Source organism: Streptomyces sp. NPDC046261, from assembly GCF_040646235.1.
Taxonomy (GTDB): Bacteria; Actinomycetota; Actinomycetes; order Streptomycetales; family Streptomycetaceae; genus Streptomyces.
Genome location: NZ_JBEYZU010000011.1, coordinates 13,482 through 30,439 on the forward strand (window position 1 = coordinate 13,482; position 16,958 = coordinate 30,439).

17 protein-coding genes and 1 pseudogene are annotated in these 16,958 nt (G+C 72.8%); 12 read left to right on the top strand and 6 right to left on the bottom strand.

The features are described 5' to 3' along the window. The first annotated feature begins 141 nt into the window (after window positions 1–141). From ABZ956_RS20175 to ABZ956_RS20210, 8 genes are all read left to right on the top strand, one after another. Entirely contained in the window at window positions 142–960 is an 819-nt protein-coding gene (locus ABZ956_RS20175; RefSeq protein WP_361895184.1) for a RodZ domain-containing protein, read from the top strand. Between the two features lie 166 nt (window positions 961–1,126). Then, a complete protein-coding gene (gene rimO, locus ABZ956_RS20180; RefSeq protein WP_361895187.1) occupies window positions 1,127–2,617 on the top strand; it encodes a 30S ribosomal protein S12 methylthiotransferase RimO in 1,491 nt (496 codons plus the stop codon). Further along, complete coding sequence (pgsA, locus tag ABZ956_RS20185) at window positions 2,614–3,240, top strand: CDP-diacylglycerol--glycerol-3-phosphate 3-phosphatidyltransferase (protein WP_361895190.1); 627 nt, start codon at window positions 2,614–2,616, stop codon at window positions 3,238–3,240. The genes rimO and pgsA overlap by 4 nt, the downstream gene beginning before the upstream one ends. Continuing rightward, window positions 3,237–3,761, top strand: a complete 525-nt coding sequence (locus tag ABZ956_RS20190; protein WP_361895193.1) for a CinA family protein — start codon at window positions 3,237–3,239, stop codon at window positions 3,759–3,761. The genes pgsA and ABZ956_RS20190 overlap by 4 nt, the downstream gene beginning before the upstream one ends. 109 nt (window positions 3,762–3,870) lie before the next feature. Beyond that, a complete protein-coding gene (locus ABZ956_RS20195) occupies window positions 3,871–4,254 on the top strand; it encodes a helix-turn-helix transcriptional regulator (protein ID WP_086566431.1) in 384 nt (127 codons plus the stop codon). Between the two features lie 189 nt (window positions 4,255–4,443). Beyond that, a complete protein-coding gene (locus ABZ956_RS20200; protein ID WP_361895196.1) occupies window positions 4,444–4,914 on the top strand; it encodes a DNA starvation/stationary phase protection protein in 471 nt (156 codons plus the stop codon). A gap of 100 nt (window positions 4,915–5,014) precedes the next feature. Beyond that, window positions 5,015–5,227, top strand: coding sequence for a hypothetical protein (locus ABZ956_RS20205; RefSeq protein ID WP_361895199.1), 213 nt, complete (start codon window positions 5,015–5,017; stop codon window positions 5,225–5,227). A 57-nt stretch (window positions 5,228–5,284) separates the two neighbouring features. Beyond that, the gene (locus ABZ956_RS20210; protein WP_361895202.1) at window positions 5,285–5,560 is read left to right on the top strand and encodes a hypothetical protein; all 276 of its coding nucleotides are present in this window, start codon (window positions 5,285–5,287) and stop codon (window positions 5,558–5,560) included. A gap of 21 nt (window positions 5,561–5,581) precedes the next feature. On the opposite strand, the gene ABZ956_RS20215 is transcribed toward ABZ956_RS20210, so the two are convergent. Genes ABZ956_RS20215 through ABZ956_RS20225 form a run of 3 tightly spaced genes read right to left on the bottom strand, consistent with a single transcriptional unit; the run spans window position 5,582 to window position 12,225 of the window. Next, a complete protein-coding gene (locus ABZ956_RS20215; protein ID WP_361895205.1) occupies window positions 5,582–6,427 on the bottom strand; it encodes a DNA-formamidopyrimidine glycosylase family protein in 846 nt (281 codons plus the stop codon). A gap of 41 nt (window positions 6,428–6,468) precedes the next feature. Continuing rightward, entirely contained in the window at window positions 6,469–11,226 is a 4,758-nt protein-coding gene (locus ABZ956_RS20220) for an ATP-dependent helicase (protein ID WP_361895208.1), read from the bottom strand. 60 nt (window positions 11,227–11,286) lie between these two features. Next, complete coding sequence (locus ABZ956_RS20225) at window positions 11,287–12,225, bottom strand: hypothetical protein (protein ID WP_361895211.1); 939 nt, start codon at window positions 12,223–12,225, stop codon at window positions 11,287–11,289. An 80-nt stretch (window positions 12,226–12,305) separates the two neighbouring features. Between ABZ956_RS20225 and ABZ956_RS20230 the strand changes: the two genes are divergently transcribed. From ABZ956_RS20230 to recX, 4 genes and pseudogenes are all read left to right on the top strand, one after another. Continuing rightward, window positions 12,306–12,500, top strand: a complete 195-nt coding sequence (locus tag ABZ956_RS20230; protein WP_361895213.1) for a DUF3046 domain-containing protein — start codon at window positions 12,306–12,308, stop codon at window positions 12,498–12,500. A gap of 157 nt (window positions 12,501–12,657) precedes the next feature. Next, window positions 12,658–13,842 carry an AI-2E family transporter gene (locus tag ABZ956_RS20235; RefSeq protein WP_361895216.1) on the top strand — a complete coding sequence of 395 codons (1,185 nt, stop codon included), beginning with the start codon at window positions 12,658–12,660 and terminating at the stop codon, window positions 13,840–13,842. Between the two features lie 196 nt (window positions 13,843–14,038). Beyond that, a complete protein-coding gene (gene recA / locus ABZ956_RS20240) occupies window positions 14,039–15,160 on the top strand; it encodes a recombinase RecA (protein WP_361895219.1) in 1,122 nt (373 codons plus the stop codon). Beyond that, window positions 15,079–15,687, top strand: a pseudogene (gene recX, locus ABZ956_RS20245) (recombination regulator RecX); the annotation flags it as partial. The gene recA and the pseudogene recX, both read left to right, overlap by 82 nt. Before the next feature lie 135 nt (window positions 15,688–15,822). Here the strand turns inward: recX and ABZ956_RS20250 are convergent. From ABZ956_RS20250 to ABZ956_RS20260, 3 genes are all read right to left on the bottom strand, one after another. Beyond that, window positions 15,823–16,197, bottom strand: a complete 375-nt coding sequence (locus ABZ956_RS20250; RefSeq protein ID WP_361895222.1) for a rhodanese-like domain-containing protein — start codon at window positions 16,195–16,197, stop codon at window positions 15,823–15,825. Further along, a complete protein-coding gene (locus ABZ956_RS20255) occupies window positions 16,194–16,736 on the bottom strand; it encodes a cysteine dioxygenase (protein ID WP_361895510.1) in 543 nt (180 codons plus the stop codon). The genes ABZ956_RS20250 and ABZ956_RS20255 overlap by 4 nt, the downstream gene beginning before the upstream one ends. 110 nt (window positions 16,737–16,846) lie before the next feature. Next, the gene (locus tag ABZ956_RS20260; RefSeq protein WP_361895513.1) at window positions 16,847–16,933 is read right to left on the bottom strand and encodes a putative leader peptide; all 87 of its coding nucleotides are present in this window, start codon (window positions 16,931–16,933) and stop codon (window positions 16,847–16,849) included. Window positions 16,934–16,958 lie beyond the last annotated feature (25 nt).

Here is a 16,958-nt window from a genome sequence, read left to right on the forward strand (position 1 = left end):
GGGGGAGGGGCGATGTGCCACCGGCGTTACCAGAGAGCATTCTGATGGCCTACAAAGTCCGGCTTCCCGCTTGCCCGACCGTTTCGCATCCCCCCTAGACTGAATCTCCAGCAGGTGGCTGCACGCTCGAAAGGCGCCCACGTGTCCATCGGCAACTCTTCAGAGTCATCAGAATCAGAGGATGACCGGCCCTCCGTCGGACGATCCCTTCAGCAGGCCCGTATCGATGCCGGACTGACCGTGGAAGAAGTCAGTTCGAGCACCCGCGTACGCATCCCGATCATCCACACGATCGAGCAGAACGATTTCACCCGCTGCGGCGGACGGGTCTACGCCCGTGGGCACATCCGCACCCTGGCGCGTGCCGTCGGCGTCGACCCCGCCCCGCTCGTCGCGCAGTACGACGCCGAGCACGGCGGACGCCCCGCACCCACGCCCGCGGCCCCGCTCTTCGAGGCCGAGCGCATCCGGCCCGAGCCGCGACGACCCAACTGGACGGCCGCCATGGTCGCCGCGATCGTGGCGGTCGTCGGCTTCGTCGGCTTCACGCTCTTCAGCGGCGGCTCGAAGAGCGGGCCGGTCTCGGCCGACCCGGCCACCAGCAAACCGTCACCGGCGGCGAGCAAGGCCGGCTCCGGCAAGGCGTCGTCCGACCCCAAGGCCGAGGCGTCCGCCAGCGCCATCGCCGGCGTTCCGGCCAACAAGGTCACCGTCAAGCTCACCGCCGAGAACGGCCAGACCTGGATGTCCGCCAAGGACCACAACGGCAAGCTCCTCGAGGAAGGCGTGCTCAAGCAGGGCGCCTCCAAGACGTTCACCGACAGCAAACGCATCGACCTGGTGCTGGGCAACGCCGGGGCCGTGCAACTGTTCGTGAACGGCAAGGAGGTCAAGAACCTGGGCGACGACGGCCAGGTCCAGCGCCTGAGCTACACCAGGGGCGACCCCTCGGCGGGCTGACCGGCCCCCGGGCGGGCGCCGGCCGCCACAGGCGGCGGGAGGCCGCCGCGGGCCGCGCAGAGCAGCCGCGCCGGCGGGCGCGGAGAGCCACCGGGTGATCAGGCTCTCCGCGTCCGCCGGCCACTCGGCAACGGATGCGGCGCCGGGACAAAGTAGGCTGAGCCCTATGCCCGAACGCCGTACCGTCGCTCTTGTCACACTTGGCTGCGCCCGTAACGAGGTGGACTCGGAGGAGCTGGCAGGCCGCTTGGCGGCGGATGGCTGGGACCTCGTCGAGGACGCCGCCGATGCCGATGTGGCCGTCGTCAACACCTGTGGTTTCGTCGAGGCCGCCAAGAAGGACTCCGTCGATGCCCTCCTCGAGGCCAACGACCTCAAGGACCATGGCCGGACCCAGGCCGTCGTGGCCGTGGGCTGCATGGCCGAGAGATACGGCAAGGAGCTCGCCGAGGCGCTGCCGGAAGCCGACGGCGTGCTCGGCTTCGACGACTACGCCGACATCTCCGACCGCCTCCAGACCATCCTCTCCGGCGGCGTCCACGCCTCCCACACCCCGCGCGACCGGCGCAAGCTGCTGCCGATCAGCCCCGCCGAACGCCAGCAGGCGTCCGACGTCGCCCTCCCCGGCCACGCCCAGGACACCCCGCCCGCCGACCTGCCGGAGGGCCTGGCGCCGGCCTCCGGGCCGCGCGCCCCGCTGCGCCGCCGGCTCGGGGCCAGCCCCGTCGCCTCCGTGAAGCTCGCCTCCGGCTGCGACCGGCGGTGCTCCTTCTGCGCCATTCCCTCGTTCCGGGGCTCCTTCATCTCCCGCCGCCCCTCCGACGTGCTGGGCGAGACGCGCTGGCTGGCCGAGCAGGGCGTGAAGGAGGTCATGCTGGTCTCCGAGAACAACACCTCCTACGGCAAGGACCTCGGCGACATCCGCCTGCTGGAGACGCTGCTGCCCGAGCTCGCGGCCGTCCCCGGCCTGGAGCGGATCCGGGTCAGCTACCTCCAGCCGGCCGAGATGCGACCGGGCCTGATCGACGTGCTGACCTCGACGGACAAGGTCGTGCCCTACTTCGACCTCTCCTTCCAGCACTCGGCGCCCGGCGTGCTGCGCGCCATGCGCCGCTTCGGCGACACCGACCGCTTCCTCGAGCTGCTCGACACGATCCGGTCCAAGGCGCCGCAGGCCGGCGCCCGCTCCAACTTCATCGTCGGCTTCCCCGGCGAGAGCGAGGAGGACGTCGCCGAGCTGGAGCGCTTCCTGACCGGGGCCCGCCTGGACGCCATCGGCGTCTTCGGCTACTCCGACGAGGACGGCACCGAGGCGGCCACGTACGAGAACAAGCTCGCCCCCGACGTCGTCGCCGAGCGGCTGGCCCGCGTCTCGCGGCTGGCCGAGGAGCTCACCGCGCAGCGCGCGGAGGAGCGGATCGGTGAGACGATCGAAGTACTGGTCGACCGTGTCGACGACGAGGACGGCGTGATCGGCCGCGCGGCGCACCAGGCGCCCGAGACCGACGGTCAGGTGCGGCTCACCTGGTCCGATGACGTTCAGGCGCCGGCGCCCGGCCGTATGGTCGTGGCGAAGGTGGTGGCGAGCGAGGGCGTCGACCTCGTCGCCGAGCCGCTCGGAATCGAGGGCGGGTGTACCGAGGAGGCGGGCAGATGAGCGGACTCCCGGCCTCCGCCGCAGGAGGTCCGGCTCCGGCGACGGGCGTGGGCCCGGCCCGGTTGTGGAACATCGCCAATATCCTCACCATGGTGCGCCTGCTCCTGGTGCCCGGGTTCGTCTTGTTGATGCTCCACAACGGCGGCTATGACCCGGCCTGGCGCTCCTTCGCCTGGGCCGCCTTCGCCGTCGCCATGATCACCGATCTCTTCGACGGCCATCTGGCGCGGGCGTACAACCTGGTCACCGACTTCGGCAAGATCGCCGACCCGATCGCCGACAAGGCGATCATGGGTGCGGCGCTGATCTGCCTGTCCGCCCTGGACGACCTGCCGTGGTGGGTCACGGGCGTGATCCTCTTCCGCGAGATCGGCATCACGCTGATGCGGTTCTGGGTCATCAGGCACGGCGTCATCCCGGCCAGCCGCGGCGGCAAGATGAAGACGCTCGCGCAGGGCGTCGGCGTCGGGATGTACATCCTGGCGCTCACCGGGCCGCTGGCCACCTTGCGCTTCTGGGTGATGGCGGTCGCCGTCGCGTTGACCGTCCTGACCGGCCTCGACTACGTCAAGCAGGCCGTCCAGATGCGCAGGGCCGGACGCTCCCGGGAGTCCGCGCGATGACCGTGACGGGTGGCGCCGGCGCCGCCGAGGTGCTGTCGGCGCTGCGGGAGCGGGGCCACACGGTGGCCGCCGCCGAGTCGCTCACGGGCGGCCTGGCCGTCGCCTGGCTGACCGAGGCGCCCGGGGCCTCCCGCACCGTACGCGGCTCGGTCACCGCTTACGCCACCGACGTCAAGCGCGACGTCCTGGGCGTGGACGGCCCGCTGCTCGAGGAGCGGGGCGCCGTCGACGCCGATGTGGCCCGCCAGATGGCACGAGGCGTCCGGGACCTGCTGGGCGCCGACTGGGGGATCGCGACGACGGGGGTCGCCGGTCCCGACGAACAGGACGGCCAGTCCGTCGGCACGGTCTTCGTCGCCGTGGCGGGGCCGGACGGCACGGATCACGTACGGCGGCTGTCGCTCGACGGCGACCGGGCGGCCGTCCGGGCCGGAAGCGTACGGGCGGTCCTCGCGCTGCTCCTGCGCGAACTGACAGGGAACGCGGGGGCAAAGGATACGGAACACAACGGGGGGAATTGATGTTTGCAGCCCTGAGTGAACACGACATAGCTCCCCGCACGGCCGCACCCCGAGGCGGTACGGTGGGGCGTGAAGGAACCGGATTCGCGGTCCAAGGAGGGAGCCACCGATGATTCTGCTCCGTCGCCTGCTGGGTGACGTGCTGCGTCGGCAGCGCCAACGCCAGGGCCGCACTCTGCGCGAGGTCTCCTCCTCCGCCCGGGTCTCACTCGGTTATCTCTCCGAGGTCGAGCGCGGGCAGAAAGAGGCGTCCTCCGAGCTTCTCTCCGCAATCTGCGACGCTCTGGACGTACGGATGTCCGAGGTCATGCGCGAGGTGAGTGACGAGCTGTCGCTCGCCGAGCTGGCGCAGTCGGCGGCGGCGAGCGAGCCGGTACCCGCGCCGATGCGGCCGATGTTCAATTCGGTGTCCGTAACGTCCGTGACGGGCGTTCCGGGGGAGCGCGTGACCATCAAGGCCCCTGCGGAGGCCGTGGATGTGGTCGCGGCCTGAGAAGGGCTGACAAGAGCCTGAAGGCATGTGTTTCACGTTCGGGATCCCGGTCAGAAGTTCTGACCGGGATCTCCGCGTTTTCCGGCCGCAACGGCACCCATGTGCCGTGATTCCCACGCCATGCCATCGTGGTGGCGTGGCGGAAAACGCGGAGTAACCGAAGCAATGCCTTGAACAGGAGGAAAGCGGATGTCTGTCGTGAAGAGCCCTCTGTCCGAACAGGACCGCAAGACCGTCGGTGACGCGCTCCAGGGCGCGCTCGTCGATCTCGTCGACCTCTCGCTCGTGGCCAAGCAGGTCCACTGGAATGTGGTGGGTCCGCGCTTCCGCTCGGTCCACCTCCAGCTCGACGAGGTGGTGGCGAGCGCCCGCGTGCACGCCGACACCGTGGCCGAGCGGGCCTCGGCGCTGGGCATCGCCCCGGACGGGCGGGCCGAGACGGTGGCGAAGACCAGCGGCATCGACCCGGTCGGGGGCGGCTGGACCAAGGACACGGACGCGGTACGGACCCTGGTCGGGGCGCTCGGCGCCGTGATCACCAGGATGCGGGCACGCATCCAGGAGACGGCCGACCCGGACCCGGTCACCCAGGACATCCTCATCGGGCTCACGGGCGACCTGGAGAAGCACCACTGGATGTTCCAGGCGGAGAACGCCTGACGCTTCCCTCCCCGGCCGCCTGACGCCCCTGCCCGTCCGCCTGCCGGGGACCGAGGCGTCACGGGTGGCGCGGGCGGTCCCTGCGGGGTCTCCTGGGGACATGAGCGAGCACCCGGTGATCCGCTACACGAATGAGCTGATGGTGGTGGCGGACCTCGACCAGGCCACTGCCGGCGCTTTCGTGCGGGCGGTGTACCAGGAGGGCGTTCACGAGGGGGAGCAGCGGGTGATCGTCGAGGTGCACCGGCGCGACCGCGAGATCGCGGAGCTCGAGCGGGAGCTCGCCCGGGCCCGCGGCGAGAACGCCGGCTGAGGGCCCTCGCAGGCTCCTGCCGGGTGGCTCGCGGTGTCGGCCCCGAAGGAGGCAGCCATGGTCCGCAGCGACGTCCCGGTGCGCCGGCGCCCGGGCCCCGTCGGGTGGGTGCTCGCGCTCCTGGTGGGCGGGGTGTGGTGCTGGGCCGTTTTCCGGCTGCTGCTCCAGCCGGGGCGGGCGGGTTTTCTGGAGGGGCTCGTCGCGACCGGGGGATGGGGGCTGAGCCTGCTGCCGGTGCACTGTGTGCCGAGGGACCGCAGGACGGGTGCGGGGGGCGTACGGCGGCGGCGGTGGCGCCGGGGCGGCGGGCAGGGCCCGGCCGGGACGGGGTGAGCGGGAGCAGCCCTCTTCTCCTCACCCGTTCGGCCCAGTGGGGGGCTGGTACCGGCCGGTGGGCCGGACGGCCGGTGGTGAAGGGCCGGCTTGGCAGTGGGGGCACCAGAACGTGGTCCGCTCCTGGCCCGCCGGGCCCTGGTCGGCGGTGAGCACCGGGGTGCCGCAGCGCCGGCAGGGCTTGTCGGCCCGGCCGTAGACCCATAGGCGGCGGTCGGGACGGGCGTCGGCCGTGGTGATGCGGAAGGCACGCGACTTGTTGGCCTCCAGCAGCTTTCTGGCGAGGGCCACCAGGTGCTCCGGGCCGGGGAAGGCGGCGATGGGCAGCCAGGGGGTCACCCGCAGCATGAAGCAGATCTCGGATTTGTAGACATTGCCGATGCCCGCGAGATTGCGCTGGTCGAGGAGGGCCTCGCCGATGGTGCGGCCGGGGTCGGCGAGCAGGCGGCGGACCGCCTCCTCGGCGTCCCAGTCGGGGCCCAGCAGGTCCGGGCCGAGGTGACCGACGACGGTGGACTCGTCAGTGGTGCGCAGCAGGTCCAGGACGGGCAGGCGGTAGCCGACGGCGGTGTGGCCGGCGGTGGCGAGGACGGCGCGGATCTGGTGCTGCGGCCCTCCGCCGGGGCGCCGGCCGGGGGCCTGGATCCGCCAGGAGCCGTCCATGCCGAGGTGGGAGTGGAGGGTGAGGCCCCCCTCGACGCGCATGAGCAGGTGCTTGCCGCGCGGGACGATCTCGAGGACGGTGCGGCCGGTGAGGTCGACGGTCGCGAGCTTCGGCACGCGCAGGTCGGAGCGGACCAGCGTCTCGCCCGCGAGGGCGTCGTGCAGGCCCCGCGCGGTGCGCCAGATGGTGTCCCCTTCGGGCATCGGGCGTCTCCTTCCGGCCTACGGCCATCATGTGGCCTCGCTCAGGGGGCCCGCAGGCGCAGCCCTCGCGGGGTGGCGTGGAAGCCCACGGACTCCAGGAGGGGGCCCAGGGGCGAGGACAGGGCCGGGGAGCCGTTGACACGCTCGACGGTGACGGTGCCCAGGGCGCCGGCGCGGGCCGCGTCGGCGAGCGCGGCCGCCGCCTCGCGCAGCCCGGGGTCGTCGCCGCTCGCGGTGTCGGAGCCCTCCTGCTGCGGCCAGGCCAGCAGGGTCTTGCCGCCCCGTTCCATGTAGAGCGCCAGGGCGCCGTCGAGGAGGACGACCAGGGAGCCGGCCTTGCGGCCGGGCTTGTGGGCGGCCGCGTCGACGGGCGGCTCGGGCCAGGGCAGGGCGGCGCCGTAGGCGTTGGCCGGGTCGGCGGCCGCGAGCAGGACGGCCCGGCGGGCGGGCTGTGCGGCGGCGGGGCGGGCGTCCCAGGGGGCGACGGGCGCACCGCCGGACCGCTCACGGGCCGTGCCGGCGGCACGCAGCCGGTCGACGGCGCCGTCCATGGCGAACTGCGCGGCGCCCAGCCCCTCGACGACATAGCCGCGGCGGGCCTGCCCGCTCTCCTCGAAGGCGGAGAGCACGCGGTAGGCGGCGGAGAAACCGCCCTCCACGCCCTCCGCGGCGACGGCTCCCCGGGTCACCACGCCGTGCCGGTCGAGGAGGGTCCGGGCCAGGGCGTGGGCCCGGTGGGTGGTGTCCGCCTCGCGCTGCGGCAACAGCGACCAGCGGCCCGCGACCGTCGGGGGGCCACTGCGGGAGGCGGCACTCCGGGCCGTCAGGCCGGTCAGACCCGGCCGGCCCGTGAAAGCGCCATAACGGCCGCGCGGCACGGCCCGCTTGGCGCGATGGGCGGTGGAACCGGCCGTCCGGCCGGAGCCGAGGAGCGAACGCAGGGGCGCGAGGGTGTCATTGGTGAGCCGGCCCGACCAGGCGAGGTCCCAGACGGCGTCGGCGATCAGTGCGTCGCTGCCCGCCGATTCGCCCATGGCCGGATCGGCGGCGCGGACCCGCTCGGCGATCTGACGGAAGAACAGTCCGTAGCCGCCCGAGAGGGCCTCGAGCACGGCCTCGTGCACGGGCGAGAGCTCCAGCGGGTGCGGCGCGGGCAGGAGCAGCGGGGCCGCGTCGGCGAGCAGCAGCGAGACCCAGCCGTCCTTGCCGGGCAGCGCGCCGGCCCCGGCCCAGACGACCTCACCCGAGGCGGTGAGTTCGTCGAGCAGGGCGGGGGAGTAGTCCTTCACGCGGGCGGGCAGGACGAGCTTTTCCAGGGCGGAGGCGGGCACCGAGGCGCCCTGCAACTGCTCCACGGCACGCAGCAGTCCGTCGATGCCGCGCAGGCTGTGGGCGCCGATGTGCTGCCAGGCGGGGAGGAACGCGGCCAGCGTGGCGGGCGGCACCGGCTCCAGTTCGTGCCGCAGGGCGGCCAGGGAACGGCGGCGCAGCCTGCGCAGGACGGTCGCGTCGCACCACTCCTGGCCGATGCCGGCGGGGTGGAACTCGCCCTGGACGATGCGGCCGCCGGCCGTCAGGCGGTGCAGCGCGCCGTCGGTCACCGCCGTGCCGAGGCCGAAGCGGGCGGCGGCCTGGGCCGAGGTGAACGGGCCGTGGGTGCGGGCGAAGCGGGCCAGGAGGTCGCCGAGCGGGTCCTTGACGGGCTCGGTGAAGGCCTCGGGCACCCCTACGGGCAGGGCCGTGCCCAGGGCGTCGCGCAGCCGCCCGGCGTCCTCGACGGCTGCCCAGTGGTCCTGGCCGGCGATGCGGACCCGGATGGCGCGGCGCGCCTCGGACAGCTCCTTCGCCCACTGCGGCTCGGCGCCGCGCTCGGCCAGCTCGGCGCCGGTGAGCGGGCCGAGGAGCCGCAGCAGGTCGGCGACGCCCTCGACGTCCTTGACCCTGCGGTCCTCGGTCAGCCACTGCAGCTCGCGCTCCAGCTCGGTGAGGACTTCGGGGTCGAGCAGCTCGCGCAGCTCGGCCTGGCCCAGCAGCTCGGCCAGCAGCCGGGAGTCCAGGGAGAGCGCGGCGGCCCGGCGCTCGGCGAGCGGGGAGTCGCCCTCGTACAGGAACTGGGCGACATAGCCGAACAGCAGGGAGCGGGCGAACGGGGACGGCTCGGGCGTGGTCACCTCGACCAGCCGCACCCGGCGGGCCTCGACGTCCCCCATCAGCTCGGTCAGGCCGGGGACGTCGAAGACGTCCTGAAGGCATTCGCGCACCGCCTCCAGCACGATCGGGAACGAGCCGAACTCGCCCGCGACCTGCAGGAGCTGGGAGGCCCGCTGGCGCTGCTGCCACAGCGGGGTGCGCTTGCCGGGATCGCGCCGCGGCAGCAGCAGGGCGCGCGCGGCACACTCCCGGAAACGGGCGGCGAACAGGGCCGAGGAGCCGACCTGGTCGGTGACGATCCGGTCGACCTCGCCCTTGTCGAAGGTGACATCGGCGGCACCGACGGGGGACTGCTCGCTGTCGTACTGCGTGCCCTGCCGGGCCGGCTCGGTGTCGAGCAGGTCCAGGCCCAGCAGATCGGCGTCCGGCAGGCGCAGCACAATGCCGTCGTCGGCGTGCATCACCTGGGTGTCCATGCCGTACCGCTCGGTGAGCCGGGCACCGAGGGCCAGCGCCCAGGGAGCGTGCACCTGGGCGCCGAAGGGCGAGTGGACGACGACCCTCCAGTCGCCCAGCTCGTCGCGGAAGCGCTCGACGACGATCGTCCGGTCGTCGGGCACATGGCCGCAGGCGCGGCGCTGTTCGTCCAGGTAGGACAGCACGTTGTCGGCCGCCCAGCGGTCGAGGCCGGCGGCGGTGAGCCGCTCGCGGGCCGCCTCGGGCGCCAGGCCGCCGATCTCGCGCAGGAACGCGCCCAGGGCCCGCCCCAGTTCGAGGGGGCGGCCCAGCTGGTCGCCCTTCCAGAACGGCAGCCGGCCGGGCGTGCCGGGGGCCGGGGTGACCAGGACGCGGTCGCGGGTGATGTCCTCGATCCGCCAGGACGTGGTGCCGAGGGTGAAGACATCGCCGACCCGCGACTCGTAGACCATCTCCTCGTCCAGCTCCCCGACCCGGCCGCCGCCCTTCTTGGGGTCCGCGCCGGCCAGGAAGACGCCGAAGAGGCCGCGGTCGGGGATGGTGCCGCCGGAGGTGACGGCGAGCCGCTGCGCCCCCGGGCGCCCCGAGAGCGTCCCGGCCGTGCGGTCCCAGACCAGGCGCGGCCGCAACTCCGCGAAGGCGTCGGAGGGGTAGCGGCCGGCGAGCATGTCGAGGACCCCGGAGTAGGCGGACTCCGGCAGTGACGCGAAGGGCGCCGCGCGCCGCACCACGGCCAGCAGCTCCTCCACGTCCCAGGTGTCCATGGACACCATGGCGACGATCTGCTGCGCGAGCACGTCCAGCGGATTGGCCGGCACGCGCAGCGACTCGATGGCCCCCTGCCGCATGCGTTCCGTCACGACGGCCGCCTGCACCAGGTCACCCCGGTACTTGGGGAAGACGACGCCGGTCGACACGGCGCCGACCTGGTGACCGGCGCGGCCAACCCGCTGCAGACCGGAGGCGACAGACGGCGGTGACTCGACCTGGACGACCAGATCGACGGCGCCCATGTCGATGCCCAGCTCCAGGCTGGAGGTGGCGACGACGGCCGGCAGCCGCCCCGCCTTGAGGTCCTCCTCCACCAGGGCCCGCTGCTCCTTGGAGACCGAGCCGTGGTGCGCCCGGGCGATGACCGGGGGCGCCCCCTTGGCCGGACCCGAGCCGCCCATCAGCTCGGCGGGGGAGTGGTGCTTGGGCAGCGGTTCGCCCGTGGCCCGCTCGTAGGCGATCTCGTTGAGGCGGTTGCACAACCGCTCGGCGAGACGGCGCGAATTGGCGAAGACGATCGTGGAGCGGTGGGCCTGCACGAGATCGGCGATGCGCTCCTCGACGTGCGGCCAGATCGACGGTCTCTCCTTGCCGTCGCCGCCCTCCTGCACCGGTGAGCCGCCGAGCTCGCCCAGGTCCTCGACCGGCACGACGACCGACAGGTCGAACTCCTTGCCGGACGACGGCTGGACGATCTCCACCTTGCGCTGCGGCGAGAGATACCGCGCCACCTCGTCCACCGGCCGCACCGTCGCGGACAGGCCGATGCGCCGGGCGGGGCGGGCGAGCAGGGTGTCCAGGCGCTCCAGGGACAGGGCCAGGTGCGCGCCGCGCTTGGTCCCGGCGACGGCGTGCACCTCGTCCAGGATCACCGTTTCCACGCCTGTGAGCGACTCCCGCGCGGCGGAGGTCAGCATCAGGAACAGCGACTCGGGCGTGGTGATCAGAATGTCCGGCGGGCGGGTGACCAGCGCGCGGCGCTCGGCGGCGGGGGTGTCACCGGAGCGGATGCCGACGCGGATCTCCGGCTCGGGCAGCCCCAGCCGCACCGACTCCTGACGGATGCCGGTGAGCGGGCTGCGCAGATTGCGCTCGACGTCCACGGCCAGGGCCTTGAGCGGGGAGACGTACAGCACCCGGCAGCGCTTGGCGCGCTCGGCGGGCGGTGGCGAGCCGGCCAGCCGGTCCAGGGAGGCGAGGAAGGCGGCCAGCGTCTTGCCGGAGCCCGTCGGCGCGACGACCAGCACGTCCGAGCCCTCGTCGATCGCCCGCCAGGCTCCGGCCTGGGCCGCCGTGGGCGCGGTGAAGGCACCCGTGAACCAGGCGCGGGTCGCGGGGGAGAACATGGCGAGGGCCGAGGCCGGGTCCCCCGCTGTCGCAGCTGCCGTGTCGTCCGCCATGCACCCCATCGTGCACCGCGCCACTGACAATGCCCCGGACGAGCAGGTCAGGGGCGGTTTTCAGGCCTGCTGGGAGGGCTGGACGGGGTGGCCGTAGGCCCGCAGCGTCAGCAGCGCGTCGATGGTCACCATCGGCCGGCACTCCAGCACCGTGCCCGGCGCCCACGCCCGCCAGCGGATCGGCCAGCCCCCGTCCTCTTCCTGCGCGCCGGCGAGGAACTCAAGCGACCTGGCCAGCTCGGCGTCGGTGAACCAGGGCCGGGCCACGGAGCGGGGGGTCCGGGCGAAGTCGTGCGGGAAGTGGTGCTCGCCCGGCGCGTACCCCTCCGGCACCGGGTGGTCGGCCGCCCGCGCGGGGTCCAGGACGGCCAGCCGCTGCTCCCGCACCGTCCGCCCGAGCCGCTCGGCCGCCGCCTCGGCGCGCCGCCGGTCCGGCACCCCGTCGAGGAAGGCGACGGCCGCCTCGACCTCGTACGGATGCGTCCGCGCCCCCGCGCCGAGGGCGTCGACCGCCGCCCAGCAGAAGTCGGTGGCCCGGAACAGCCACGCGTGCCACACCTCGTTGCGGTGCAGCAGACCCACTACGGGCCCGGTGGCCAGCAGGTCGCTCGGCGGATCGTCCACGACCGGGATCCAGGGGGCGGCCGGATAGCCGCGCAGCGAGGGGTGCAGCGCCGGCAGCGCGCCGTCCGGGGTGGAGACCGCCGTCAGATAGCGGCACAGCCGCTCCACACGGCGATCACGGCAGCGGCCGATCTCGTCCAGCACGCGCAGCGCGTGCGCGGTGTGCAGGGGCTGGCTGACCGGGCCGCGCAGATCCGGCTCCAGGGCATGTCCGAAGCCTCCGTCGTCGCCCTCGTACGGTGCCAGGGCCGCCTCGACGGCGTCAGCGCTGCCACCGAGGAAGTGGTAGGCGAATCTGCGCTGCTCCAGGACGCGGGCGGTGAGCCAGACGAAGTGTTCGGCGCGGGCGACAGCGGATGCTCCGGATGGGGCCATGAACAAGACCGTAGGGCGCGCGGCGGCCCCGGTCAGCGGCTCGTGCGCGGCTGCACTCTCAGGGGCGGGATACTTGGACCATGCGGTTGACGGTCTTCTGGCAGCGGATGGCGGACTATTTCGGCGCGGTGTACGCCGACTCCTTCGCGCGCGATCATGTGATGTCCGAACTCGGCGGAAGGACCGTGCACCAGGCGCTGGACGCCGGCTGGAACGCCAAGGACGTCTGGCGTGGAGTGTGCAGAGCGATGGAGATTCCTGAAGACAAACGCTGAGAAACGGCGACAAGTACTGACGAGTACTGGCAAGTACTGACAGGCGCTAACAGGCGCTGACAGGTACCGACGCGCCGACCCAGCCCCGACGGACCGACCGGCCGGATGCCGCCGCGCGGTCCGTTCCTCATTTGGTCCGATAGGCCACACTTGCTCCGTGGCAGCAGACGACCCCGCCCCGGACAGCCCCCGACCGCCCCGGCCCGGCGACGGCACGCGCATGCCCCGCTGGCTGCCCCGGGCGGTGGTGGTCACGCTGGCCCTGATCGCCTGCTTCCAGCTGGCCAGCTGGGCGTTCCACCAGCTCATCGGCCTCTTCGTCAACATCCTCATCGCGTTCTTCCTCGCACTGGCCATCGAGCCGGCCGTGGATCGCATGGCCGCGCGGGGCGTGCGCCGGGGTATCGGGACGGGACTGATGTTCCTCGGGGTGACCGTCGTCTTCGTCGGCTTCTTCACCCTCCTGGGGTCGATGCTCGCCGGGCAGATCCAGACCATGGTGGAGAACTTCCCCTCCTACCTGGACTCCGTGATCAAGTGGGCCAACCGGACGTTCGGCACCACCCTCTCCCGGGTCGAGATCCAGGAGAGCGTCCTGCACTCGGACTGGCTGCAGAAGTACGTGCGCAACAGCGCCAGCGGCGTGCTGGACGTCTCGGCCACCGTCCTCGGCGGGCTCTTCCAGCTGCTGACCGTGGTGCTCTTCTCGTTCTACTTCGCGGCCGACGGACCCCGGCTGCGCCGCACCCTGTGCTCCCTGCTGCCGCCGAACCGGCAGGCCGAGGTGTTGCGGGCCTGGGAGATCGCGGTCGCCAAGACCGGCGGCTACATCTACTCGCGCGCCCTGATGGCGCTGATCTCCGGCGTGGCGCACTACGTCCTGCTGGAAATCCTGAACGTGCCCTACGCCCCGGCCCTCGCCGTCTGGGTGGGTCTGGTCTCGCAGTTCATCCCGACCATCGGCACCTACCTGGCGGGCGCCCTGCCGATCCTGCTCGCCTTCACCGTGGACCCCTGGTACGCGGTGTGGGTGTTCGGCTTCGTCGTGGTCTACCAGCAGTTCGAGAACTATGTGCTGCAGCCGCGCATCACCGCCAGGACGGTCAACATCCACCCGGCCGTCGCCTTCGGCTCGGTGGTCGCGGGCGCCGCGCTGCTCGGCGCGGTGGGTGCCCTGATCGCCATCCCGGCGACGGCGACGCTGCAGGCGTTCCTGAGCGTGTACGTGAAGCGGTACGAGGTCACCGCGGGGGCCGGCGAGCCGCGCGGCCCCGGCCGACGGGCGGCGGGAGGCCGGCCCTCCCTCCTCGCCCGGCTGGCGAGGGCCGTGCGCAGGCGCTGATTCCGGCCGGTCGGGGCCCGCCGCGCGGGCGGTGTGGCTCGCTTGACAGCAAAATCGAACATCCATTCTTATTGGTGTCCCGGGCCCACGGAGCCGAGTTATCCACAGGCCGGGGCGACGCCCGGGCGCATTGTCAGTGGCAGGCGTTAGCGTCGTGGACGTGAAGCGATCGACTCAAGCAAACCGGGTGGAACCCATGGCAGGCACCGACCGCGAGAAGGCGCTGGACGCCGCGCTCGCACAGATTGAACGGCAATTCGGCAAGGGCGCCGTGATGCGCCTGGGCGACCGGCCGAACGAGCCGATTGAGGTCATCCCCACCGGGTCGACCGCTCTCGACGTCGCCCTCGGCGTCGGCGGACTGCCGCGCGGCCGCGTGGTGGAGGTCTACGGACCGGAGTCCTCCGGTAAGACCACCCTCACCCTGCACGCCGTGGCCAACGCGCAGAAGGCCGGCGGCACCGTCGCCTTCGTCGACGCGGAGCACGCCCTCGACCCTGAGTACGCCCGCGCCTTGGGCGTCGACACCGACAACCTCATCCTCTCCCAGCCGGACACCGGCGAGCAGGCGCTGGAGATCGTGGACATGCTGGTCCGCTCCGGTGCCCTCGACCTGATCGTCATCGACTCCGTCGCCGCCCTGGTGCCGCGCGCGGAGATCGAGGGCGAGATGGGCGACTCGCACGTCGGTCTCCAGGCCCGGCTGATGAGCCAGGCCCTGCGCAAGATCACCAGCGCGCTCAACCAGTCCAAGACCACCGCGATCTTCATCAACCAGCTCCGCGAGAAGATCGGCGTCATGTTCGGCTCCCCGGAGACGACGACCGGTGGCCGGGCCCTGAAGTTCTACGCCTCCGTGCGTCTGGACATCCGCCGCATCGAGACCCTCAAGGACGGCACGGAAGCGGTCGGCAACCGCACCCGCGTGAAGGTCGTGAAGAACAAGGTCTCGCCGCCCTTCAAGCAGGCCGAGTTCGACATCCTCTACGGCCAGGGCATCAGCCGCGAGGGCGGCCTGATCGACATGGGCGTGGAGCACGGCTTCATCCGCAAGGCCGGCGCCTGGTACACGTACGAGGGCGACCAGCTCGGCCAGGGCAAGGAGAACGCCCGCAACTTCCTCAAGGACAACCCCGACCTCGCCAACGAGATCGAGAAGAAGATCAAGGACAAGCTGGGCGTGGGCGTCAAGCCCGAGTCCCCGGCCGCCGAGCCCGGTGCGGACGCGGCCGGAGCCGCCTCCGTCGAGCCGGCCAAGTCGGTGCCCGCCCCGGCCAAGTCCGCGGGGAAGGCGGCCAAGGCCGCGGCCAAGAGCTAGCGATGACGCGGCGAAGCGAGTGGCCCGGGCCCGGCGAGCCGCACGCGGGCGACCGTACGGGCGGTGGCGCCCCCTCCCCGTCGAGGGCCGGGGGTGGAGCGCCACCGTCGCCGGAGGAGCAGGCGCGGGCGATCTGCCTGCGCCTGCTCACCGGATCCCCGCGGACCCGTAAGCAGCTCGCCGACGCGCTGGCCAAGCGGGGGATAGCGGACGAGGTCGCGGCGGAGGTGCTGTCGCGGTTCGAGGACGTGGGCCTGATCGACGACGGGGCGTTCGCCGACGCTTGGGTGGAGTCCCGGCACCGCGGCCGGGGCCTGGCCCGCCGTGCCCTGGCGCGCGAGCTGCGCACCAGGGGCGTGGACGCCGAGTTGATCGACGAGGCCGTCGGCCGGCTCGACTCGGAGCAGGAGGAGCGCACGGCCCGCGAGCTGGTCGAGCGCAAGCTGCGGTCGACCCGTGGCCTGGACCGGGAGAAGCGGCTGCGCCGCCTCGCCGGGATGCTGGCCCGCAAGGGCTACTCCGAGGGCCTCGCCCTGCGCGTGGTGCGCCGCGCGCTGGAGGAGGAGGGCGACGACCCCGAACTGCTCGACGCCTACCTGCCGGAGACGTAGCGCCGGGCCGGCCGCCCCACGGGCAGACGGGAGAGCGGGCAGCCGCCGGGCTCAGGGGCGCACCGGCAGCCCCGCCGCCCGCCACGCCTGGAAGCCGCCCACCAGGTCCGTCGCACGGTGCAGCCCCAGCAGGCGCAGGGAAGCGGCCGCCAGCGACGACGCGTAACCCTCGTCGCACATCACGACCACCCGCAGATCATGACTGGTGGCCTGCGCCGCGCGATGCTCGCAGGCCGGATCCAGGCGCCATTCCAGCTCGTTGCGCTCCACCACGAGCGCCCCCGGGACCGTCCCGTCGCGCTCGCGCAGTGCCGCGTAACGAATGTCGACCAGCAGCCCACCGGAGGCCTGGACGGCGGCCGCCTCGGCGGGGCTCAGACGGTCGAGGCCCGCGCGGGCGGCGGCCAGCAGCTCCTCGACCCTCACGCCCACTCCTGCGGCCACTCGACCTGCTGGAGCCGCAGCACCCGGCCGCTGCGGCTGTAGCGCCGCATCAACGGCAGCGGCGGGTAGTAGGCGTGCACGGATACCGCGTGCCGCTCCGACGAGGCATTGAAGACCTGATGCACATGGTGCGGGCCGAAGGCACGCCCGCCACCGTCCGTCAGCTGCCGTTCGCGGTCGATGCCGTCCGCCAGTTCCAACAGCGTCCAGCCCTCGGTGGGCAGGCGCGCGGCGAGCGACTGTTCGGTGAGACGGCCGGCCGCCGCGGCGAAGGCGCCGCGCGAGCCGCCGTGGTCGTGCCAGCCGGTGCCGCTGCCCGGCGGCCAGCTGATCAGCCACGCCTCACTGCCGCTCGGCCCCTCCAGCCGGATCCACGTGCGGCCCTGGGGATCGAGGGGCAGTGAGCCGACGAGCTGTGCGTCGGCCGCCGTCCGGCGGACGAAGTCGAGGAGATCGGCCTCCGAAGGAGCGCCCGGTGCGGCGGACGTCGCGGCCGTGGGAGCCGGGATGCCGGAAGAGATGGCGGAGGCGGCGGAGGCGTGCGCGGGGGAAGACACAGGGGACCGTCCTGAATGATCGCGAAGGAGCGCGCGGGGCGTTCGACGCACGACCGCGCGGGAAAGGAAGCGGATCAACAGGACGGACGACAGACGCAGCCCGCATAGCGGAGAAGGTCCAGGTGGACCCTCCGCCAGAAACGCGCTCCACTGTCCGTCACGTTCCGGAGTGAACCATGACGGTCC